The organism is Undibacterium sp. TC9W (assembly GCF_049339865.1).
GTDB lineage: Bacteria > Pseudomonadota > Gammaproteobacteria > Burkholderiales > Burkholderiaceae_D > Undibacterium.
On the sequence record NZ_JBMPPJ010000028.1, the window covers coordinates 14,862 to 36,864 of the forward strand.

At 53.3% G+C, this 22,003-nt stretch carries 19 protein-coding genes; 7 read left to right on the forward strand and 12 right to left on the reverse strand.

Going from position 1 to position 22,003, the window contains the following annotated elements; translation table 11 throughout:
• Nucleotides 1-57: 57 nt before the first annotated feature.
• The 3 genes from ACO0LN_RS26430 to ACO0LN_RS26440 form a co-directional block, all read right to left on the reverse strand.
• On the reverse strand, nt 58-528 hold the full coding sequence (locus ACO0LN_RS26430; RefSeq protein ID WP_162062136.1) for a DUF2721 domain-containing protein: 471 nt from the start codon (nt 526-528) through the stop codon (nt 58-60).
• A gap of 196 nt (nt 529-724) precedes the next feature.
• Nucleotides 725-2,071, reverse strand: coding sequence for an ATP-binding protein (locus tag ACO0LN_RS26435; protein WP_422979090.1), 1,347 nt, complete (start codon nt 2,069-2,071; stop codon nt 725-727).
• A complete protein-coding gene (locus ACO0LN_RS26440) occupies nt 2,068-2,796 on the reverse strand; it encodes a response regulator (RefSeq protein WP_422979092.1) in 729 nt (242 codons plus the stop codon). Before ACO0LN_RS26440 ends, ACO0LN_RS26435 begins: the two co-directional genes overlap by 4 nt.
• Before the next feature lie 486 nt (nt 2,797-3,282).
• On the opposite strand from ACO0LN_RS26440, the gene ACO0LN_RS26445 reads away from it, so the two are divergent.
• Nucleotides 3,283-3,837: a Spy/CpxP family protein refolding chaperone gene (locus tag ACO0LN_RS26445; RefSeq protein WP_422979094.1), complete on the forward strand. Its 555-nt coding sequence runs from the start codon at nt 3,283-3,285 to the stop codon at nt 3,835-3,837.
• A 120-nt stretch (nt 3,838-3,957) separates the two neighbouring features.
• Here ACO0LN_RS26445 and ACO0LN_RS26450 read toward each other — a convergent pair whose 3' ends face one another.
• The 3 genes from ACO0LN_RS26450 to ACO0LN_RS26460 all read right to left on the reverse strand — a co-directional run bounded on the left by ACO0LN_RS26450 (nt 3,958) and on the right by ACO0LN_RS26460 (nt 9,039).
• Complete coding sequence (locus ACO0LN_RS26450) at nt 3,958-6,189, reverse strand: bifunctional diguanylate cyclase/phosphodiesterase (RefSeq protein WP_422979096.1); 2,232 nt, start codon at nt 6,187-6,189, stop codon at nt 3,958-3,960.
• A 145-nt stretch (nt 6,190-6,334) separates the two neighbouring features.
• Nucleotides 6,335-7,609: an Hsp70 family protein gene (locus ACO0LN_RS26455; RefSeq protein WP_422979098.1), complete on the reverse strand. Its 1,275-nt coding sequence runs from the start codon at nt 7,607-7,609 to the stop codon at nt 6,335-6,337.
• A 113-nt stretch (nt 7,610-7,722) separates the two neighbouring features.
• Nucleotides 7,723-9,039: a hemolysin family protein gene (locus ACO0LN_RS26460; RefSeq protein WP_422979100.1), complete on the reverse strand. Its 1,317-nt coding sequence runs from the start codon at nt 9,037-9,039 to the stop codon at nt 7,723-7,725.
• 78 nt (nt 9,040-9,117) lie between these two features.
• Between ACO0LN_RS26460 and ACO0LN_RS26465 the strand changes: the two genes are divergently transcribed.
• Entirely contained in the window at nt 9,118-10,344 is a 1,227-nt protein-coding gene (locus ACO0LN_RS26465) for an MFS transporter (protein WP_422979102.1), read from the forward strand.
• A gap of 67 nt (nt 10,345-10,411) precedes the next feature.
• Here the strand turns inward: ACO0LN_RS26465 and ACO0LN_RS26470 are convergent, their stop codons facing one another.
• Both ACO0LN_RS26470 and ACO0LN_RS26475 read right to left on the reverse strand, forming a co-directional pair.
• Nucleotides 10,412-11,734 (reverse strand): dicarboxylate/amino acid:cation symporter, encoded by a 1,323-nt coding sequence (locus ACO0LN_RS26470; protein ID WP_162061340.1) that lies wholly within the window; start codon nt 11,732-11,734, stop codon nt 10,412-10,414.
• Between the two features lie 146 nt (nt 11,735-11,880).
• Nucleotides 11,881-13,350 carry a PLP-dependent aminotransferase family protein gene (locus ACO0LN_RS26475; protein ID WP_422979104.1) on the reverse strand — a complete coding sequence of 490 codons (1,470 nt, stop codon included), beginning with the start codon at nt 13,348-13,350 and terminating at the stop codon, nt 11,881-11,883.
• Between the two features lie 192 nt (nt 13,351-13,542).
• On the opposite strand from ACO0LN_RS26475, the gene ACO0LN_RS26480 reads away from it, so the two are divergent.
• Nucleotides 13,543-13,857 (forward strand): hypothetical protein, encoded by a 315-nt coding sequence (locus tag ACO0LN_RS26480; protein ID WP_422979106.1) that lies wholly within the window; start codon nt 13,543-13,545, stop codon nt 13,855-13,857.
• Between the two features lie 16 nt (nt 13,858-13,873).
• On the opposite strand, the gene ACO0LN_RS26485 is transcribed toward ACO0LN_RS26480, so the two are convergent.
• On the reverse strand, nt 13,874-14,731 hold the full coding sequence (locus ACO0LN_RS26485) for a hypothetical protein (RefSeq protein ID WP_422979108.1): 858 nt from the start codon (nt 14,729-14,731) through the stop codon (nt 13,874-13,876).
• A 325-nt stretch (nt 14,732-15,056) separates the two neighbouring features.
• Here ACO0LN_RS26485 and ACO0LN_RS26490 point away from each other — a divergent pair, with 325 nt between their 5' ends.
• Both ACO0LN_RS26490 and ACO0LN_RS26495 read left to right on the forward strand, forming a co-directional pair.
• On the forward strand, nt 15,057-16,814 hold the full coding sequence (locus tag ACO0LN_RS26490) for a DUF1800 domain-containing protein (protein ID WP_422979110.1): 1,758 nt from the start codon (nt 15,057-15,059) through the stop codon (nt 16,812-16,814).
• A gap of 51 nt (nt 16,815-16,865) precedes the next feature.
• Complete coding sequence (locus ACO0LN_RS26495) at nt 16,866-18,266, forward strand: DUF1501 domain-containing protein (RefSeq protein ID WP_422979112.1); 1,401 nt, start codon at nt 16,866-16,868, stop codon at nt 18,264-18,266.
• A gap of 12 nt (nt 18,267-18,278) precedes the next feature.
• Here ACO0LN_RS26495 and ACO0LN_RS26500 read toward each other — a convergent pair whose 3' ends face one another.
• Nucleotides 18,279-18,875 carry a chromate transporter gene (locus ACO0LN_RS26500; RefSeq protein WP_422979114.1) on the reverse strand — a complete coding sequence of 199 codons (597 nt, stop codon included), beginning with the start codon at nt 18,873-18,875 and terminating at the stop codon, nt 18,279-18,281.
• On the reverse strand, nt 18,875-19,441 hold the full coding sequence (locus tag ACO0LN_RS26505; RefSeq protein ID WP_422953928.1) for a chromate transporter: 567 nt from the start codon (nt 19,439-19,441) through the stop codon (nt 18,875-18,877). The genes ACO0LN_RS26500 and ACO0LN_RS26505 overlap by 1 nt, the downstream gene beginning before the upstream one ends.
• 232 nt (nt 19,442-19,673) lie before the next feature.
• Between ACO0LN_RS26505 and ACO0LN_RS26510 the strand changes: the two genes are divergently transcribed.
• Nucleotides 19,674-20,495 carry a DUF2314 domain-containing protein gene (locus ACO0LN_RS26510; protein WP_422979116.1) on the forward strand — a complete coding sequence of 274 codons (822 nt, stop codon included), beginning with the start codon at nt 19,674-19,676 and terminating at the stop codon, nt 20,493-20,495.
• A gap of 24 nt (nt 20,496-20,519) precedes the next feature.
• On the opposite strand, the gene ACO0LN_RS26515 is transcribed toward ACO0LN_RS26510, so the two are convergent.
• Nucleotides 20,520-21,011, reverse strand: coding sequence for a phage regulatory CII family protein (locus ACO0LN_RS26515; protein ID WP_162043959.1), 492 nt, complete (start codon nt 21,009-21,011; stop codon nt 20,520-20,522).
• A 116-nt stretch (nt 21,012-21,127) separates the two neighbouring features.
• On the opposite strand from ACO0LN_RS26515, the gene ACO0LN_RS26520 reads away from it, so the two are divergent.
• Nucleotides 21,128-22,000 carry a hypothetical protein gene (locus ACO0LN_RS26520; protein ID WP_422979118.1) on the forward strand — a complete coding sequence of 291 codons (873 nt, stop codon included), beginning with the start codon at nt 21,128-21,130 and terminating at the stop codon, nt 21,998-22,000.
• The last annotated feature ends 3 nt before the right edge of the window (nt 22,001-22,003 follow it).

Consider the following 22,003-nt stretch of genomic DNA (forward strand, 5'->3'; position numbering starts at 1 on the left):
AGCCAGCAAAAAGCCCCGTATCACAAGATAACGGGGCTTTTTGCTGGATGCACGGATTTATTCGCGTTCTATGATTTTGCGTCTGCCCAGTTTGCGCTGGCGCGTCAGGGTCTTGGTCGCTACAAAAATCTCGCGCATGAAATAAATGAAGCTGCCTATCAGGGAAAACACCCCACCTACAAACAGCGAGGCGATCAGCTTGTCGAGGTTCAGGCTGGTCGCATCCCCCATGAACAGGGTAGCAATCACCAGACAGATCAGCAGACCACAAGAGGTGCTGAGGGTGATGGCGCGGTTGATCAGGTGCGAACGCTCATACAGTTCATGTAATTCTTCTTCGACGCCGGGAGGGCTGACGGCGGGGCTGTTCTCGCCGTGCAACAGGTCTTCCACCACCCTGGAACGGTCGATGATGCGTGCCAGGCGGCTGGTCAGCACAGAGAGCGTGGTACCGACGCCGGTCAGCAGGAATACCGGGGCGATAGAGAGTTGTATGATGTGACTGACATCACTTAGTTGTAGATTAATCATGGGCAAGTCCTCAGGTTTTCCCCGGATTTTACAGGGACGCGGGCTTGCCTGGGCAGCGGGAAACAGACTTTTTGAGTATTGCTGATGCCAGCAACAGCTCTGTGATGTTCAAAGTTGTGCAAAGCAGGCTGCACCACTGCCCGGCAGGGCTGGCACAGCCTGCGGGCAGTGAGGGGGAAAACGGAAAAAGGACTCAGGCCGTTTGCAGGGGCAGGGTCAGGCGCACTTCCAGGCCACCTTCGGGTAGATTGCTTAACTGCAATTTACCGCCATGTTGCTGGGCGATATTCTGCGCGATTGTCAGGCCCAGGCCAGTGCCGCCAGACTCCCGCGAGCGCGAAGTTTCCATACGAAAGAAGGGTTCAAATACCTTGCTTTGAAATTCGGGCGGTATGCCATGACCACCGTCACGTATCAATACATGCAAGACATCCTTGGCGGCGTCCTTGCCCGACACCAGGCTGACCGTCGCATATTGGCCATATTTGACGGCATTGTCGATGAGATTGGTCAGGCAGCGGCGCAGGGCCTGTGGCCTGGCCATGACGGTCAAACCGGGTTTGCCTTCAAAGCTGACATTCTGTCCGGCATCAGCGGCGTCGGCGCAGACGCTGTCTAGCAGGGAATCGAGGTCCAGTGGTTTCAGGGCTTCATTACTGTCCATGCTGCGCGCCAGGTCCAGGCCTTCGCGTATCATCATTTGCATGCCGGACAAATCTTCAATGAGCTTGTCGCGCAATTCTTCGTCCCTGACCTTTTCCAGGCGCAAGCGCAGGCGTGTCAGCGGGGTTTGCAGGTCATGAGTGATCGCCGCCAGCATGTGGGTGCGCTGGGCAATATGCTGGCGTATTCTGGCCTGCATGGCATTGAAGGCACGGGTGGCCTGCAAAATTTCTGTCGCGCCTTTTTCCGGCAGGGGCGGGCGGTTGATATCCTGGCCCAGTGCGGTGGCAGCCTGTGCCATTTGCCGCAAGGGGCGCATGGTCATGCGGGCAATCAGGAAGGCCAGTACAGCGATGCTGGCCAGGAACAGGAACAGGTATTGCAAAAAGTCAGCGCGCAATGGTGGTGCCGGGTTGCGCGGTGGCAAGACCGTCAGGCGCAGGGCAGTGCCATCATGCAGGGTGATGCCCAGAGCCTCGCAAGGCAGGCGGTTTGTTTGTATATTTTGCGGGTTGCGCGGGCAGGATTCTGGGTCCTGTGCCAAAGACATCACACGAAAAGTCTTGCCCAGTCTCTCGCTGACGGCAGCCGCATATTCTGAACGTGGTGCCTGGTCGGTGGTTTCGGCAGGCAGGGTGGCTACTTTCAAACCCAGGCGCGGTGCGGTCGCCAAAAACTTTTCACGGTTTTCGGCTGGCAGGGCATCTAGCGCCAGCACCAGTTGTTCAGCCCGTTCAACGGCATGAGAGTCCCGGTATTGCGATATGGTTTTTTGTCTTTCGCCAAAAGCCAGTGACCAGGTCAGTACCGCCGATGCGATGACGCCTATAAGCAGGATGGCGAAGACTCGGCCCCACATCGACGAAAGGATTTTCATGCATCTTGCTCCACTGCGACAGTCACGGCAAGTACATAGCCACCGTTCCTGACAGTTTTGATAATTTGTGGTGAACGCGCATCTTCGCGCAGTTTTTGTCGCAAGCGGCTGATCTGAATATCGATGGAACGGTCAAACGGGTCTGCATCGCGGCCATGTGTCATGTTCAGCAACTGGTCACGGTTCAGTACGCGGTTGGGGTGTTCCAAAAAGATATTCAACATACGAAATTCTGCACCCGACAAAGACACCACCATACCGTCAGGGCTGATCAGGTGGCGGGCAGTCAGGTCCAGCGTCCAGCCGGCAAATTTGAGTTTTTGCAAGGCTTCACCAGAATGTGTGTTGACATTGGTCTGGGTGCGACGCAATACGCTGCGTATGCGGGCCAGCAATTCGCGTGGTTCAAAAGGCTTGGGCAGGTAATCATCTGCGCCCATTTCCAGACCAAGGATGCGATCCAGTGGTTCGCCACGTGCAGTCAGCATGATGACCGGCAAAGTCGATTTGCTGCGCAGCGTGCGACAGAGCGTCAGGCCATCGTCACCGGGCAGGTTCAGGTCCAGTACGACCAGATCAACCTGGTGATTTTGCAGCGCAGCCCACATGGCATTGCCTTCGGCAGCCATGATGGTGCTGTAGCCATTATTATCCAGATAATCAGCCAACAAGTTGCGGATGTCGCGATCATCATCAACGATGAGAATTTTATTTGGTGTGTCCATGTTCTTCATTATGAGCCCGATCCAGTCGATGAAAACCCTGATTTTGTATCGTCTTGTTATCAGGACTTACGCAAAATTGTCCCAGCAAGGCTATCGCTCCCGGTAAACCACCCTTGCAAGGGTGGTTCGTTTCGTCGGCAGACAACATATTGTCTGAAACCCCGACTACTCCGTCAGCGACGACGACATTACGGAATTGTAAGGCTAGGAGCTGCAACGCAGCTGGGGCGGTTTTGCGTAAGTCCCGGTTATCTTAAACCGTAACATACCACCTTATCATTCTTGACTGTTACACGTCGATACAAAGCGAGAGCAGACGGACATTTCGACGTTACAAGCCTGCTGCAAGATACGACCCATGTCTGAGACAGCAATACGGGGCTTGATGAAAGTCCAAAAAAGCAATCAGCCAGGTTAGCCCACCATTTTGTGGAATGCATGTAGCAGATGTGTGAGCTTGTTCTAGTGTTCAGAAAGAGAAAAAATATGAAAACCTTACAAAGAAAATTCTGTATGGCTCTGGCAGTAATCAGTCTCGGTGTTGCCAGTGCAGGCAGCGCCCTGGCGCAATCTTCTGCACCGGCTCCTGCCTCTGCCCATGCTGGCCATGGCCAGCCACCTGGTGATCCTGCCAAATGGGCAGAAAAAATGAAAGAGCGCATGGCCAAGCACCAGGCTGAACTGCATGACAAATTGAAGATCACGGCTGCGCAAGAACCAGCCTGGAAAACCTTCATTGATGCCATGAATCCAGGCACCATGCCAGCCCGTCCTGACCGCAAGGAAATGGAAAAACTGACGACGCCAGAGCGTATGGAAAAAGGCCTGGAAAAAATGAAAGAGCATCTGGCGAAAATGCAAACGCGCCTGACCGCCCTGAAAACTTTCTATGCCGTGCTGACACCTGAGCAGCAAAAGATTTTTGATGAAAGCCACCGCCGTATGGCATCGCATATGCGTGAACGCATGGGCAAGTCCATGGGTGAACATGGTCCTGAGCACAAAATGGGCGATCGTCCGGCAATGATGGACAAGAAGTAAGCTGTAGCAAGTAAGCTTTAAGAAGCCAGATGCTGCGCGCAGTATCTGGCTTAGATGTTGTGATAGAAGGCTGTTACGAGACGGGGGAGTGAAGCATCTTGCCCGTTTTGTGACAGCCTTTTATTTTCTGAGATTGATCCAGCTGATGAGGTTTTCTTCCAGCATGGGGCGGCCTATGTAAAAGCCCTGTCCTTCATGGCAACCCATGGCGGCCAAGGTCTTCCAGTGAGCCTCATGCTCCACCCCTTCTGCAATCACTTGCAGGCCGAGTTTCTTACCTAACTGGGTAATCAGTTCGGCGATACGCGGCCCTTCGGGCGTGTCGATCTGGTTGACGAAGGCGCGGTCTATCTTGAGTCTATCGACCGGTAATTTGTCCAGGTAACTCAGCGAAGAAAAGCCGGTGCCAAAATCATCGATGGCGATTTTGACACCCAGTTTTTTCAAGCTCGCGAGTTTGCTTTCAAACAGGATGGCGCTGGCCATCGTGACTGATTCCGTAATTTCCAGTTCCAGGTTTTCTGGCTGTAAGCCAGTATCCTTCAATGCTGACTCAACGATGGCGATAAATTCGTCCTGGCGGAATTGCACGACCGAGACATTCACTCCCATGCGTTGCGGCGCAATCCCGGCCTTTTGCAGCCTGACCATCATGAAACAGGCGGTACGCAACACCCAGGCACCGAGGCTGATGATGAGGCCGGAATATTCTGCGAGCGGAATAAAATCATTCGGTGGTATCAGCACGCCATCGTCATTGCGCCAGCGTATCAGTGCTTCCAGCCCAGTGAATTTGCCAGTCTCCAGATCGATTTGCGGCTGATACATGAGGAACAGGCGCTCGGCATCAAAGGCCTTGTGCAAATGCTGCATCAGGGTGGCGCGTTCGCGAATTTCTATACCCATCGAGCGGGTAAACAAGGTGCAACTGCCGCGCTGGTGTATCTTGGTACGCTTCAAGGCGATACTCGCATCTTTCAGCGGTTCGGCACCATCACCGATATAACCTTCGAGTGCTACCATGCCTATCGACATCGATACTGCATGGGCAGTTTCTGCTATCGTGAATGGCTGTACAAACATCAGCTTCAGGGTTTCCGGTTCAAGTAATTCCCTGCTGCCGAGCAGACCAAATACATCACCAGAAATGCGCGCCAGGAAGATGGGGGCACCGAGCTTTTCACGCAGTCTGTCGGCCACGGCCTTGAGTATCAGGTCGCCATAATGGTGACCGAGTACATCATTGATTTCGGCAAAATCATCAATGTCCATGAGCGCCACCATTTGCCCCGGCAGTTCATTGGCCAGGGTAGCGCTGATCTGCTCAATGAACTTCAGGCGGTTAGGCAATTTCAGCAACTGGTCGCGGTAAGCATGGTTCTTGAGCTGGTTGACCAGGCTCAGGTTATCGAGGCAAACGCCTAGATTGGAACAAAATACTTCGAGTAAATGCTGGTTGATCTCTGAAAGTGAAAACGGCAAGTCGATAAAGGCCGCCAGAGGGCGGTTACCCCGGCCAGAAAAATACAGCGTCATGCTGTGATCGGTGAATAATGATTGACGGTTTGTCAGCACATGCCGCAAAGCGTCGCGCACGCGGGCATTGTGGATATCATCAATCGGGCAATTCATCAGGTTGCTGTAATGCCCGGCAGAAGCGATGACGTTGAAGGTCTCAGGGATTTCTTCATCAAACTCATTGAGCTCACCCTGGGCACACAGCAAGCCTTCAGGCGGTACACCACACAAGGCAGCAATCTGGGTTATCACGCCGCTGGCAAAAGACTGTATGCCGTGTTCGAAAGTGAAGGCGGCGCTGGAGCTGATGATCTGGTGCAGGCCGCGCCTGCTGGCATCGATGGTGCGTATCTGTTCATATGAGCGCACGGCCGCGGTCAGCGAGGTCAGCAATTTCTTGCGGGTCAGCTCATTCTTGGTTTTATAGTCATTGATGTCATAGTCGCGTATGGCTTCTTCTTCCGGCGCATAACCGGGTTGACCGGTACGCAGGATGATGCGGGTATCGCTCCAGCCCAGTTCATCACGGATGAAGCTGACCAGCTCCAGCCCGGCATGCTCGGTTTCCATGACCACATCAAGCAATACCACGGCGATATCGCTTTCAGTGGCGAATACCCTGCGGGTTTCACTCTTGGAGTAAGTATGGATGAATTCCAGAGGGCGGTTCAGGATATGCACATATTGCAGTGCAAAGCAGGTGGTGCGGTGCACATCTTCATCATCATCGACGATGGCGATTTTCCAGCTGCGTCCTGCTTGCTGAGTCGCGGCTTCTTCTTCCGCGTCCTCAACCAGGAACAGCTCATCATCATCGTCTTGTTCGTTCGACATGCCTTCTCCGGGTAGAAAAGCCTGCTAATTGATGCAACAAGTATAGTTTAAGTTTTGTCGCCGGGCGCAGCCGTGGCTCACCGACATTGTGACTTTAAGTGAAATATATTAGTCGAAGCTGACGCCTACCTTGCAAGCGCAATTTTTATGCAAAGCGGCGGGCGGCATCCAGGCCCAGGCCAGATCCTATGCTGCCAAAAAGATCACCTTCGACCTTCGTAGCATTCGGTACGATGCTGGCAATTTGCTGGCGCAAGCCGCGTACACCGCTGGAGCCACCGGTGAAAAACACGGTATCTACCTGTTCCGGTTTCAGGTTTGCCATGTTCAGTATGGTATTGACGGTGTCGCCGATATTGCTTGTCAGGTGGGCAATCGAGGCCTGCAAACCTTGCTGGTCGAGTGCCAGATGGCAGACGGGGCTTGCTTGTTTGCTGCGCAAACGTTCCAGTGGCAAGTCTATCGCTTGTTGATCTGATAATAAAATCTTGGCTTCTTCTGACTTGATGGCCAGCCAGTGACCATCGCGTTCTTCGACTAGCTTCAGCAGGCGTTCAAAGCGCAGGCGCAATTCCGGCGTATTGATATCACGATAAACTTCTTGCAATTCACGCCAGACTTTTTGGGTATACGTCAGGTTGATCGTGTGCCAGGTTGCCAGGTTGAAATAATAGCTGGAAGGTACTTCAATCTGGCTGCCGAGGCGGCCACCCAGGCCCAGCAGCGGCATCACATGGTTCAGACTCAGGTATTTGTCAAAGTCAGTGCCACCTATGTGCACACCGCCATTGGCGAGGATATCGTCTTTCCTGTCTATTTTATGAGCACGTTCCGGTGCCAGGCGCACCAGTGAAAAGTCTGAGGTACCACCACCTATGTCGGCAATCAGTACCAGTTCTTCCTTGCTGATGCGTGATTCATAATCAAAGGCGGCAGCAATCGGTTCATACTGGAATTGCACTTCCTTGTAACCGGCAGCACGGGCAATTTCTTCCAAGGTGTCTTGTGCCAGTTTGTCGGCCTTGCTGTCATCATCGATAAAATGCACAGGGCGGCCCATGACAGCCTGGGTGAATTGTGTGCCTGCGGATTTTTCTGCGCGTACTTTGAGTTCACGGATAAATTGCGCCAGCAAATGGCGAAAAGACACGGCCTTGCCCTGTACTTCAGTCTGGCCATCCATGAGGCTGGTGCCCAGCAAACTCTTCATCGAGCGCATCAGGCGGCCTTCATGGCCAGCCAGGTAATTGCCGAGTGCCGCCCGTCCATAACTGACCTGGTCATCCTCGACATCAAAAAATACTACCGATGGCAGCGTGACTTTGTCCTCTTCCAGCGCTAACAGCGCAGGCTGGCCCGGCCTGTGCCAGCCAACAGTTGAATTCGAGGTGCCAAAATCTACTCCACAAGCGTGCGACATGAAAATCCTGATAAAAACGGGTAAGCCAGCAGCATTCGGTGAGCTGCTGTTGACGGTGATAAAAATGGGTTAAGACCTGATGCTGAAGAAGCCAGATAGCAAAACAGTAATAATTATGGTGATTTGCTGGTATCGGCCGCATCATCGAGTCTGACGACCAGCAATTGATCTATGCGGTAGTGGTCAATATCGACGACTTCGAACTTATAAGTCCCCAGCATGACAAAATCAGTGCGCTTGGGTATCCTTTTCAGCATCGTCATCATGAAACCGGCAATGGTCTCATAGCTTCCCTGCTCAGGCAAGCTATCGATGTCGAGCGCACGACAGACATCCTCGATTGTTGTCGCACCGTCAATCAGCCAGGAATTGGCATCACGCTGGACGATCTGGTCTTCGAGGAAAGGGTGAACCAGGTTGCCCATCAGGGTACTCAGCACATCATTGAGGGTGATGACACCTACGACCAGCGCATATTCATTGAAGATGACGGCAAAGTCTTCGCGCGTGCCCTTGAATTGCTCCAGCATTTCAGACAGGGTCAGCGAATCAGGCACGGCCAGGGCCGTACGTATCGACAACTCCTGTACCTTGGTAAATGCCTGGTTGGTCAGCACGCGCTTCAAGATATCCTTGGATTCGACATAGCCGACCACATTGTCGATATTGCCATCACATACCAGGAACTTGGTATGCGGGTGCTCGGCGATCTTCTGGCGTATCACCACATCGCTGTCCTGCAGGGTGAAATACACGATGCTGTCGCGTTGCGACATGGCTGATGGCACGGTGCGGCTTTCCAGCTCGAACACATTGCCTATCATATGATGTTCGCTTTCCAGCACTACGCCGGCTTCGGCACCGGCATCAAACATCGCATAAATTTCATCTGAAGTGATTTGTTCATTACGTGTGGTCGGTAAATTGAACAGCCGCAAAAGCAGGTTGGCCAGGCCATTGAAGACCCATACCAGGGGTTTGAACAGGCGCACGCACAAAAGTATCGGGCTGACCACCAGCATTGCCACGGTCTCTGGCGAGATCATGGCAATCTTCTTGGGCAGCAGGTCGGCAAACAAAATGAAAATCGAGGTCACGAACAAAAACGAGGTGACAAAGCTGACCGTCTCTACCCAGCTGGTCATGCCAAAGATAGCGACCAGGGCTTTCAGGATATACGGCGTCAGGGCTTGTTCACCGAGAATACCGCCAAGTATGGCCACCGCATTCAGGGCGATTTGTACGACCGTAAAAAAATGTCCCGGCTCTAGCTGTAGCGCCAGCACTTTGCCCGCACGCGGCTCGCCCTCTGCATACAGTATCTGCAGCTTGACCTTGCGCGCTGCCGCCAGCGAAATCTCGGACATGGAAAAAAATGCGCTGATGGCGACCAGCAAGGCGATGATGAGAAAGTGATCAAACAAAGCCATAATGGCTCCCGTGCAATTGTACTTGACGGTAATCATATACTATTAGGCTACGTAAATTCCGCTAAAAGGATGTCTGGTATGACAAGTTCTGAACAGGCAGATGCTGCCAAGCCGCTGCCGACCAATGTACGTTTTGTATTGATCACGGTATTCCTCGACATCCTTGGCATAGGCCTCATCATCCCGGTCTTGCCACGGTTGGTAGCCAGTTATACCGTGCAGGCAGACAGCCAGGCTTACTGGTATGGCGCGATTGTCGCTGTGTATGGTGTCATGCAATTTGTTTTTGCCCCGATGATAGGCGCACTCAGTGACCGCTTTGGCCGTCGCCCGGTGTTATTGATCTGTGTATTCGGCCTCGGTTTGAATTTCCTCTTGCTGACCCAGGTCACCAGCATTTACTGGATGCTGGTGGTGCGTGCCATAGGCGGCATTACTGCTGGCAACCTGTCCGTGGCAAATGCCTATATTGCCGACGTATCGAGTCCGGAAAACCGCGCCAAGGCGCTTGGTAAGATAGGTGCCATGTTTGGCCTCGGTTTTATCTGCGGGCCTGTCGTTGGTGGCTTGCTGGGTGAGGCGCATATCCATTACCCGTTTTATCTGGCTGCCGCTGTATCGCTGGGCAACATGGTGTATGGTTATTTCTCGCTGCCAGAATCCCTGCCTGCCGACCATCGCAAGGACTTTCATATTTCTGCCGCCAATCCCTTTGCCGGCTTGCGGGGGCTGGCGCATTTGCGTGGTGTAGGTGCGCTGGTGTGGGTGTATGCCCTGACCATGTTCGCCCAGTTCACGCTGCAAACCACCTGGGTTTTATCAACAGAATTGCGCTTTGGCTGGACGCCCATGCAAAATGGGTTTTCACTGTTCATGGTCGGTGTTTCCAGCGTACTCATGCAGGGCGTTTTTCTGGGGTCTTATATCAAACGCGTTGGCGATGCGAATGCAGTATTGATAGGCCTGGCCTCATCGACTCTGGCACTGACTTGTTATGGCCTGGCGAACCAGGGCTGGATGATGTATGTACTGATCATGTGTAATGTGCTGGCTTTTGCCGCCGGGCCTGCCTTGCAAGGCTTTTTTTCGCGTGCCGTCGATGCGCGTTCGCAAGGACTGGCCATGGGGTCGCTGACGGCGCTGGCCAGTATCATGAGTGTGTTTGCCACGCTGATAGGTACATCCATCGTTGGGCAAGTCAGTCATTTCCCCAAAGGAAGTGTCTTGCTGGGCGCACCTTTCTTTCTGGCGGCGACCATACAGTTGATGGCGCTGACTCTGGCGCTGAGGCATCTGAAAAAGTAGTGGTAGCCGGAATGCAAAAAGCGGACTCAAGGTCCGCTTTTTGTTTTGCCTGCAGTCTGCATTAAGCTTAACGCACTGCTGTATGCATGGATGCCGTATCCATCAAGAGTTCCGGGTCTTCTGCCTCTTCCACGGTTTCATTATTCAAACGTCTTTGCATCTTGACGGTATCCACATCATTACCCCATTTGGCCACCACGACAGTGGCGACACCGTTGCCGATCAGGTTCGTCAGTGCACGTGCTTCAGACATGAAGCGGTCTATGCCGAGTATCAGCGCCAGGCCAGCAACCGGTACGCCGCCAACCGCAGACAATGTCGCTGCCAGTACGATGAAACCACTGCCTGTGATACCTGCCGCGCCTTTGGATGTCAGCAACAACACTGCCAGCAAAGTGACTTGCTGCATCAGGGTCATCGGTGTATCTGTGGCCTGGGCGATGAACACCGCAGCCATGGTCAGGTAGATAGACGTGCCGTCCAGATTGAAAGAGTAACCGGTAGGGATCACCAGGCCAACCACGGATTTTTTCACACCCAGGTTTTCCAGCTTGGCCATCATGCGTGGCAACACTGATTCTGAAGATGAAGTTCCCAAAACAATCAGCAATTCTTCCTTGATATACTTGACGAATTTCCAGATGCTGAAGCCATGTACTTTAGCGATAGCACCAAGTACTCCGAAGATGAAGATCAGACAGGTTGCGTAGAAAGTCGCCATCAGGAAGCCGAGTTGCACCAGCGAGCCGACACCATATTTACCTATCGTGAAAGCCATCGCACCAAAGGCGCCGATGGGAGCAACTTTCATGATGTAGCCAACGATGACAAACAGCACGTGCGAGAACTTTTCTACCAGGTCAAATACCAGCGTGCCGCGACCACCAAAACGATGCAGGGCAAAGCCAAAGAAGATAGAGATCAGCAAAACCTGCAGTATCTCACCCTTGGCAAAAGCATCGGTGAACGTAGTAGGGATGATGGCCATCAAAAATTCTGTCGTGGTCTGCATTTTGCCAGGACCGGCAAAGGCAGCGATGCCCTTGGTGTCGAGTGTGTGCACATCGATATGCATGCCCGCACCAGGTTGCACGAGGTTGACGATGATGAGGCCTATGATCAGTGCCAGGGTGCTGACAACTTCAAAATACAGCAGTGCCATGCCACCGGTCTTGCCGACTTTTTTCATGTCTTCCATACCGGCGATACCGACGACTACGGTACAGAAAATAATCGGTGCGATCATCATCTTGATGAGCTTGATGAAGCCGTCGCCAAGAGGCTTCATGGCAGCGCCGGATTCAGGATAAAAATGGCCAAGCATTACACCCAGAATGATGGCGGTGATGACTTGAAAATACAGGGATTTGTAGAAGGCTTGAGCTTTCATCCTTGGTCTCCTTGGGATGGTAGAAAGTCTCGCACATCATGTAATCCGGTGGCGAGCACGTTGAGGGATATTTTTTCCCTTCAGTGCACGCATTATGGAAAATCCCAGTGGCAGCCACAATTGTGGCTTTCCACAGTGACTAATTTTTATGCAGCAATATGTTGTCTTGATGCAGAAGAATGCGTTGCCTGATGTTGAATAATGCGACCTAATAAACGCATCGCATCATCCAGATCCTGGGTATACGGCATGCCGCAATTGAGACGCAAAAAATGATCAAAACGATTTGAATTGGAATACATCAAACCTGGCGAAACCAGGATACTCTCCTCTAGAGCCGCATCAAAAACAGCGCGCGATGAGGTGCCTGTTGGCATCTCCACCCACAAGGAAACACCACCTGCCGGCATGGTCACGCGCGTGCCTTCCGGGAAGTAAGTGGCAATTGCTTCAGCCATTTTTTCTCTTTGCACGGCGAGGCTGCTACGTAGTTTCCGCAGGTGCCTGTCATAAGCTGATGACAGCAAAAAAGTTGCTGTGACTATCTGTGACAATTCTTCGTTATAACGGGTGTGTGCATACTTCAGCATGTTCACGCGTTCTTGCCAGCGGCCTGCCAGTATCCAGCCTACACGCATGCCGGGAGCAAGTATCTTGTGCACAGATGCGCAGTAAATCACGTTGCCGCTATGGTCCCATTGTTTCAGTGCAGTTGGTATCTTGTCGCCATCGGCGAGGGCGCTGTAGGAGTCATCTTCTATCAGCGGTATGCCTTGCTTTTCACACAGCGCTACCAGTTTTTGCTTGTGTTGGTCAGGCATCATGCTGCCCAGCGGATTTTGCAAATGCGGCACCACCACGACTGCCTTGATATTGTCATAGGTCTGCATGGCCAGCTCCAGTGCTTCGACAGAAATGCCGGTGCTCGGGCTGGTCGGTATTTCCAGCGCCTTCATGCCCAGGCTTTCCAGCACCTGCAAGAGGCCATAAAAAGTCGGTGATTCGACGGCGATGACATCGCCCGCTTGCGCCACCGCACGCAAGGCCAGGTTCAGGGCTTCGATACAGCCATTGGTGATGATGACCTGGTCAGCCGATGTGCTGATGCCAGAATCAAGCGCACGTTTGGCCAGCGCTGCCTTGAGTTCACGGTTGCCACCCGGCGATATCGCCTTGGTCAGCAATTCAGGATAACGGCGCAAAGTGCTGACGGTCAGGCTGCGCAATTGCTGGTGCGGGTACAGGGCAGGGCCGCCAGTTGCCCGCGCCAGATTGCATTTCACCTGGCGCTGGCCCTGGGCGATGATTTCAGACACTTTTTCATGAATACCGACAAATTGTGCCGGGTCGATGATCTTGCCTATCGTTGGTTCCTGCGCCGGTATCAGGCGCACACGGCGTGGTTGCCGCACAAAATAACCGGAACGAGGGCGCGCTTCCAGCCAGCCCTCGGTTTCCAGCTGACGGCATAGCTGCAGGGCAGTCGATAGGCTGACACCGTGTACATGCATGAGTTTGCGCACCGAAGGCATGCGGTCACCGAGCTTGAGCGTGCCACAACGGATAGCATTCAGATAATGGTCGGCCAGTTGCCTGTAGAGAGGTAGGGTTTGCATAGCTTGACGATGTAAAGATGCTCAGGGCCTGCACAGATACAGTTCAGGGCTAACGATACAATAACAGATTATGAATTTGCTGTCTGATGCGATACAGATGTGTATTTTCTGTGCCTGTGCAGGTCTGCAGGCCAAGTTTATCCTGATACGTGTATCCAAACCTCTTTTTGGATCATTCTCGGGAGCATTACCATGCATAGCAATAGCATCAGGCAAGACCAGAGCATGCACTGCCTGTTAGCGGCAGGCAGCACCTTATATGTGAAGACAGGGAAACTGCGTTTAATCGCCTGGCCGCAATTTGTCGAGGGACTGGCATGGCAGGCCGACACGGTATTGGACACAGGCAGTGTGTATCAGGTGCCAAATGATGTCTGGGTAGAATTACGTGCACTGCAGGCTAGCGATGTCCTGCTGCAAAAACCAGAACCTGCACACTGGCGGCAAGCGTTGGTGCAGGCCTGGCAATCATTGTGGGTGGGCTGGCGTGGTCACCAGCCGCACTAAGGAAAATTAAGAGAAATTAAGGGAAAAACTCTTTCAGCAAGAAGTTTTCCAGTTCGGCAGAATCTTCTGGCCGGGCTGACTTGACTATGACGCGGCCCAGCCGGCGGGATTCCCAGTTGAAGTCGCCCTTGTATTCCATACGTATGATTTCTATCATGCGGCGCACTACTGCCAGACGTACGTCACCACCAAGGCCGGCATCTACTTCAAAGGACTGCTTGCCATTCGAAGCAATCACACGGGTGTTCCAGCCACGGAAAGTGAAGCTGGCTACCCGCGTGCCTACTGTCCCCAGTTCAAACACACCGCTGCCGCCACCACGGTTGGCTGCTTGCTGCATGCTGCGTTTGACATTGGCTTCTGCCACTTCCTGCGGGGTCATGCCGCGGCCTGCCTGACGCGCACCTTCATTTTCCTGGGCTGCGGCCTGTTCTGCAGGACGGCGGCGTTCACGCGCAGCATTGGCCAGGGCCATCATGTCCATTTCTGGCGGGGTCTCTTTGGCTTGTGGTGGCGGCGGTTGTGCTATTGGCGAGTCTGTGACTGGCGGTGGCGGTATCTTGGGCCGGGTGATTGCGTTTTTGGATGGTGGCACCCGCACCGGCTTGGATTCAGCTTTTTGCTTTTGTGGCGCAGTCGCCTGTTTGGGGGCTTTCGCCACCTTGTCCATGATAAAGACCATGGGTTCACTGGAGCCAGCCTTGTCAAGCTTCTTCTTTAGCACATTCATGTGCAGCAGGAAGTACAGCAAGAGCCCGTGGACCAGCAAAGCCAGCAAGATGCCGAACATATTCGCAGGGCGAAACCGGATATGCAAATGAATCTCGCCCGGCAGGGCAACTTCATCCTCAGGCGCTTCTATGCTCAACTTCATGGACTATATGAACCGGTGTGCAGAATTTCAAGGTGGCAAGGATACCTCAAACTATGTCTCTCCCTGTAACAAAGATTGTCTGTCGCTGAATCGGCAAACCGGCGCATGCTGATAAAAAACGAAAGTGTAACAAATGACGCGCCCGGTTTTTGAATCTTTAATGCTATTTACATTTGCAAGTAACAAACTATATAGAAAATCAGCCTAACTCCTGACAACTGCTTACAAATAGGTAATAAGAAATTTACATGGCTGTCCTACTCTGCAAGCCTGGGTCGCAAGAATGAACAATTCATATCACATACCAAATCTAGGGAGACAGGACATGGAAGACCAGCCAAGCGTCGAGGACTTGAATACTCAGACCGCAGCGGATCAGGATACGTTCAATCAACAGGCAGAATTGAAGGCAGCGGCGCTGCTGGCATCGACGGCCTTGCTGGCCGCCTGCGGTGGCAGCAATACGACGGCGCAAAATGATACTGGTGGCAATAATACAGCCATGGCTGCACCGCCAGCACCGGCGCCCGACCCCAGTGCCGCAGCGATTACTGCTGCTGAGGCGGCGCGTTTCCTGGCCCAGGCCAGCATGGGAGCCAGCCGCGCCCAGATCGCCAGGGTACAAAGCCTGGGTTATGCAGGCTGGATAGATGAACAACTGAGCCTGCCTGGTAATGGCACGCGCTGGGATTGGCTGGTGTCCAACGGTTTTAACGATATCAGCTACCGCAACAGTCAGGCAGGTTTTGATTCCACCGCCTGGCGCAAACTGATCAGTTCGCCAGACACCCTGCGCCAGCGCTTCACCCTGGCCTTGTCAGAGATTATCGTGGTTTCCATCGACGGCCTCATCGGTGGCGGCTGGAAGGCATTTGGTGCAGCGGGCTGGCTGGACATGCTGGAAGCAAATTGTTTTGGCAATTACCGCAATTTACTGCAAATGGTCTCGACCAGTCCCGCCATGGGGCAATACCTGACCTTCCGTGGCAATGCCAAATACAATGCGCAAACCGGTGCCATGCCGGATGAAAACTATGCGCGTGAGCTGATGCAGTTGTTCAGCATAGGTTTGCTGGAACTCAAACTGAATGGCACGCCGCGCCAGCAAGATGGCAAGAACATAGAAACCTATGACTTGACCGATATCACAGGTCTGGCACGTATTTTTACCGGTTGGGATTTTGACCTCGCTGGTGGCAAGGCGGACAAGCCTGACTTCTTGCACAGGCCCATGACACAGGTACCGATCAGGCATGAAACCGGTGCTTCCACTTTTCTTGATAAAACCGTAGGCGAAGGGCTCAATGGAGCCGATGCACTGAGTGCCGCACTCGACATCATTTTTGCCCATGACAATGTGGCACCCTTCATCAGCCGCCAGCTCATACAAAGACTGGTGACCAGCAATCCCTCAAACGCTTATGTGTCCAGGGTCGCTACGGTATTCAATGATGATGGCAGCGGCACGGCCAGCAAGAAAGGCAATCTGAAGGCTGTATTGAAAGCCATCTTGCTGGATGACGAGGCGCGCAAGCCAGCTAATCTCAGCGACCCGCAGTTTGGTAAATTGCGTGAACCCATGCTGCGTTTCCTGGCATGGGCGCGTGCCTACAATGTCACGGCAACCAACGATATCTGGAACCTGGGCAACACCAGTGATCCTGCTACCAGGCTGGGGCAAAGCCCTTTGCGTTCACCCTCGGTGTTCAATTACTTCCGTCCCGGTTATGTGCCGCCTAATACCGCTATCGCAGCGGCCAGCCTGGTCGCGCCCGAGTTCCAGATCACCAATGAATCTTCAGTCGTTGGCTATGTGAATTACATGCAGCGCGCTATCAGTAGCGGCATCAGTGATCTTGTACCTGACTATAGCAGCCTGATGCCGCTGGCAGACACCGCGCCAGCCATGCTCGACGAAATCAACCTGGTGCTGGCAGCCGGGCAGTTAAGTGCGGCAACTTTGCAAAACCTCAGCACTGCTGTCGATAGCATGCCCAAAGGGAACGACAACCGTCGCAAGCAAAGAATTTATGCGGCGCTGACTCTGGTGCTGGCTGCTCCGGAATTTATCGTTCTCAAATGAGCGCACTTGCGTGCAAATAATAATCTGCTGCCATCACTACAGGAAAGCATCATGAAAAATTCAAACACGATGAATGCCTCACGCCGCGCATTCTTGCAACGTGCTTCTGCACTCTCCATCGCCGGTGTCGCCACACCCTGGGCATTGAATCTTGCCGCCATGGCCGAAGCTTCAGCCGCCACTGCTGACGATTACAAAGCCATCGTCTGTGTATTTTTATACGGCGGTAATGATTACGCCAATACGCTGGTGCCTTACGACAGCGCCAACTACGCCGCGTATTCTCGCCTGCGCCCAACGCTGGCCTATGGCCGCGACAAACTTGATGCGACTGCCTTGCAGAGCTTGAATGTACCGGTCGATAGAAACGGTGTCAGCCATCAATATGCGCTGGCACCTGAGCTGGCACCGCTGCTGCCTATCTTCAATACAGGCAAGATGGGTATCATGCTCAATGTCGGCACCCTGATACGGCCTACTACCAAGCTGGAATACACGAACAAGACCGCGATGTTGCCGCCCAAGCTGTTTTCCCATAATGACCAGCAATCGGTATGGCAATCATCTGCAGCCGAAGGGGCGACATCGGGCTGGGGTGGGCGTATGGGGGACCGCTTTGTGGCGGGAAATGGCAATGCGACTTTCACATGCGTGAATGTCTCCGGCAATGCAGTTTACTTGTCTGGCAATACTGCCGTTCAATACCAGGTCTCGACCAATGGTTCCGTGCCACTCGCAGGTTTGCAGACGCCGCTGTTCGGTTCTGCGGCCTGTTCCACGGCTTTGCAAAATCTGGTCACACAGGCCCGCACGCATGTGTTTGAAAATGAATATACCCGCGTCAGCAAGCGCTCGATAGATGCCAATGATGTCCTGACCACCGCACTGGCGGGGGCACCAGCAATCAACACACCATTCAATGAAGCCAATAACCTGGCCATGCAATTGAAGATGGTGGCGCGCATGATTTCCTGTGCAGGTGCGCTGGGCGCAAAACGCCAGGTGTTTTTTGTTTCCATGGGCGGCTTTGATACCCATGATGGCCTGGTCAGCACTCATCCGGGTTTGCTGGCCAGTGTCGCCGAAGCCCTCAATTCATTTTATGAAGCGACCAGGGAATTGAAGGTCGATAACAAGGTCACCAGTTTCACCGCTTCCGATTTTGGCCGCACCTTGACAGGCAATAATGATGGTTCTGACCATGGCTGGGGCAGCATGCATTTCATGCTCGGTGGTGCAGTCAACGGCAAGCGCTATTACGGCACCGCGCCGCTGGTGGCGACTGACAGTGATGATGATGTAGGGCAGGGGCGCCTGCTGCCGACCACTTCGGTCGATCAGTATGCCGCCACGCTGGGCAAATGGTTGGGTGTATCAGATACGGACATGCTGGATTTGCTGCCCAACCTCAAGTATTACGATGCCAGCCGACGCTATCTTGGATTTGTCTGACTGTTTTTGTCTTCAGATCAGGCCAAACCAGCCCAGTACAGCACCCCCCGCCAGCAGCCATAGCAAATGCAGGCGGGTGCGCCAGACCACGACGGTGCAGACTACGGTCATCAGCCATAAAGGCCAGTCCCTGCCGGCCTGGTCGTGCGATGCCGCCATGATCCAGCCAGTAGCAAGCAAGAGCCCGATGACTATCGGTGCCATGCCCAGCTTGAAGGCGCGCACACTGCGCAACTCACGGTTGGCATGGCCCCAGCTTGCTGCCACATAAGTCAGGGTGGTGCTGGGTAAAAGTATGCCTGTCATGGCGACGAAAACACCTATCAATGCTGTCCACATGCCACCGGCATTCATGCCCACATTCCAGCCCATGAGCGCAATGAACAAGACATTCGGGCCGGGGGCAGCCTGGGCAATCGACACCGAGGCATTGAACTGTGCGTCACTAAGCCAGCCCTGTTGCGTGACCAGGTAACGGTGCATGTCAGGCAGGGTGGAAATCGCTCCGCCTATCGATAACAGTGACAGCATCATGTAATGCAGGAACAGCTGCAACCAGTCATGCCAGTTCATCGTGATGTGCAGGGCACCATGCAGGGTATCAGGCATTATTTCAGCCTCCGGTAAACCAGTGCGCAGGTGATGGTGCCGAGGGTGAACAAAACATAGGCCAGCGGCAGGCGCAAGAGAGCGATGCCGGCAAAACACAGGGCGCTGAAAACCAGCGCAGTAAGCCTGCCAACAGGATTATTTTTGAGAGCCGGCACCAGCTTGAGCGCTGTCGCAATGATCAGGCCCGCCGTCACCGCACTCATGCCACGCAGCGCACCGACAACCTGAGGATACTGGGAAAATTGCGCATACACCACCGCCAGCATGACAACGATCAGCAAGGGGACTGACAACATGCCAGCCAGCGCCGTCATGGCACCGGCAAAACCGAAATGACGGTGGCCTATCATCAGCGACAGATTCACTACATTCGGCCCCGGCAAAATCTGTGCAACCGCCCAGTCTTCGACGAATTCTTCCATCGTCATCCAGCGTTTCTTTTCCACCAGCTCACGCTGTACAACCGCGAGTACGCCGCCAAATCCTTGCAATGCCAATAAGGTAAATGAAATATACAAATCCGCAAGGGAGGTAGGGCGCTGGCTGGCAAGTTCTGTGGACATGATGATGGCAGCCTGGCGGCTTGGCATAGGGCAGGCTTACATTGTAAAGCAGGAGTGAAAATGCTGCTGGGCAAATATTTCATCTATTCAAATTTCCGCAGATGTCGCCATGCCCAGCGAAGCACCTGATGCATAAAAAGTAAGGACTTGTATCAATTGAAACGAAGTCATGCACTTGCTCAATTGTCAGCCAGCTTTGCGCTACAGTGTTTTTATTTTACTGGTCAAAATCATGAGCGAAGACAAGATAGTCATGTATGAAGGCGCCAGCCCGGCGATGCAGGTGGCAGCCGAACAGGCGCGCAAGACTTTCAAGTATTTCTGGCGCGAGCTGTCATGGGAGTACCGACGCATTATTCCCGGTCTGGGTCTGGCTGCGGTCAAAGTGGCGTTTGCGACTGACCCGGATAGTGAGGGGCCGGAAGTTGAGCACATGTGGATTAATGAAATACAGTTTGATGGCGACACCGTATCAGGTGTTTTGCTGAACAATCCGCAGTGGCTGGACAGCATTACAGCTGGCGATCCTGTCAGTGTGCCACTGGCAGAGATCGGTGACTGGATGTACACCATCAACGGCAAAGTTTATGGCGGCTACAGTATTGACGTCATGCGCAGCGACATGTCAAAAGCCGAGCGCGATGATCATGACCAGGCCTGGGGTCTGGACTTTGGCAACCCTGGTGAAGTCATGATCGTGCCCGCCGCTACGCAAGAAAAACAGGGCTTTTTATCTGGCCTGTTTGGTAAAAAAGAACAGCCCGTTATTCTCACCACAGCAGACTTGCCTGAACATCCCATGAGTGAAAACATGGCTGAGAAAATGGACCAGGGTTTGCGGGATGAACCAGCGTTTACCCGCAGCGTCGATGCTGATGGCTGGACCCTGTTGCAGAGAGACGCACTGGCAGGTAATCTCGCGCCGGTGAGTTTGCTGGTCAAGCATGGTGCCGATCCCGGCGCGCTCAATCCCAAAGGCGAATCTGCACTGGATCTGGCGCGCAAGATGGGCTGGCCGCGGATAGTTGCCTTGCTCGAAAAGAAATTATATTAAGCAGTTTTTTTACTTCACGAAAAATCACGATTCTCTTTGCTTATGGTGTGCGCGTATGCGTGCACGCCATTCGCCGAGCACGGTCAGTGCACTCTGAAATTCTTTTTCTATCAGGTCGGCTTCTGCATCCGTAATCACACCATCGATCAAGGCAGTTGATACTGCCTCTGCCACATCGCCAACGCGGCTCATGACGCGACAAACCGTTTGCGACAAATCATCTTCACTGACCTGGTCAGGCTCAGGTATCACAAATGCTGCCATGCCATGGCGGCTTAACAGTGCATGCAGTGGCAGATGGGCATCCTTGACGCCCGCATCGTGACAGAGCTCAACGATCAGCGAGAGTTCTTCAAACGAAGGGTAGTGTGACTCTATGCCCGGTGCCAGCTTGTTGCGCAAGACATTCACCGAGACTTCCATGCGGCCCGCCAGGGCTTCCAGGCCACCAGGATAGGCGCGCGCAATCTTGTACAAGGCGTCGTGCTGGTTCATGTCTGAATATTTTCGTGTCATGGTGAATTCCCTAATTTATTACCGATGATCTTTGTGTTTTTGCTCACTATGATGACATCCATCAAGCGTTGAGGGATTGTACAGATAGCTTAACCATATTTCTATAGATGAGAACCATGAACAGTTTTAATAACAAATTAATAGCAATCATGCTGGCACTGGTCTTGCCACTCTCGGCCAGCCTTGCGCATGCTGCTGGGCGTTCATCCGGGTCTTCTGGCGGTTTTCGTGGTGGCTTCTCTTCGCAAAGAAGCGTCAGCAAGCCTGCACCATCGGCACCCTCAAAGACAGGATTTGGCAGCTTCAATACCAGCAAGCCTGCGTATACAAGCAAGAAGTCTGATTCTGCACTGAACCGTGACCTGGAAAAAAACCAGGCACAGGCAAATGCACAAAAGAGCATGGATGCACGCCAGCAGACAGCGCAGCAAAGCCAGCGGGGCTTTGGTAATAGCGCTGGCAACAACGGTGTTAATAACAGCGGCAATCAACAGGCTGCTAATCAGCCTGCCAACCAGCCTGCATATACAACACCACCTCTGACGCAATCTGCACCGGTCATGATGCAGCCGCAGGTAGTGCAGAGAGGTAGCGGCATTTTGCCTGCCGTCGTCGGTGGCGTGATACTGGGTAGTGTGATGAGCCACCCTCAGGCCGCAGAAAACCGTCAGTCCCAGCAACTGGAACCGATTGCCAATATCGGGACAGGCAGTAGCAAGGATGAGGTCGCCAGCAGCGCTGCCGCAGTGGATGACAAGACACTTGCACTGAGCAGTTCAGATGCAGAAAACGCAGCGGCAACGGCAACAGTATCAGCGACAGCGACCAAAGTGACACAAGAGAACGGTGGTTTTAAATTGCTGCGCACCGTTCTCGTCATCTTGCTGCTCGCTGCGCTGGCCTGGGCGGGCTGGCAATTCCTGCTTAGCAGACGCAGCAGGCGCAATAAGCAAGACAGTGCAGTTCATTACAGTTTAGGAGGAAATTAATAC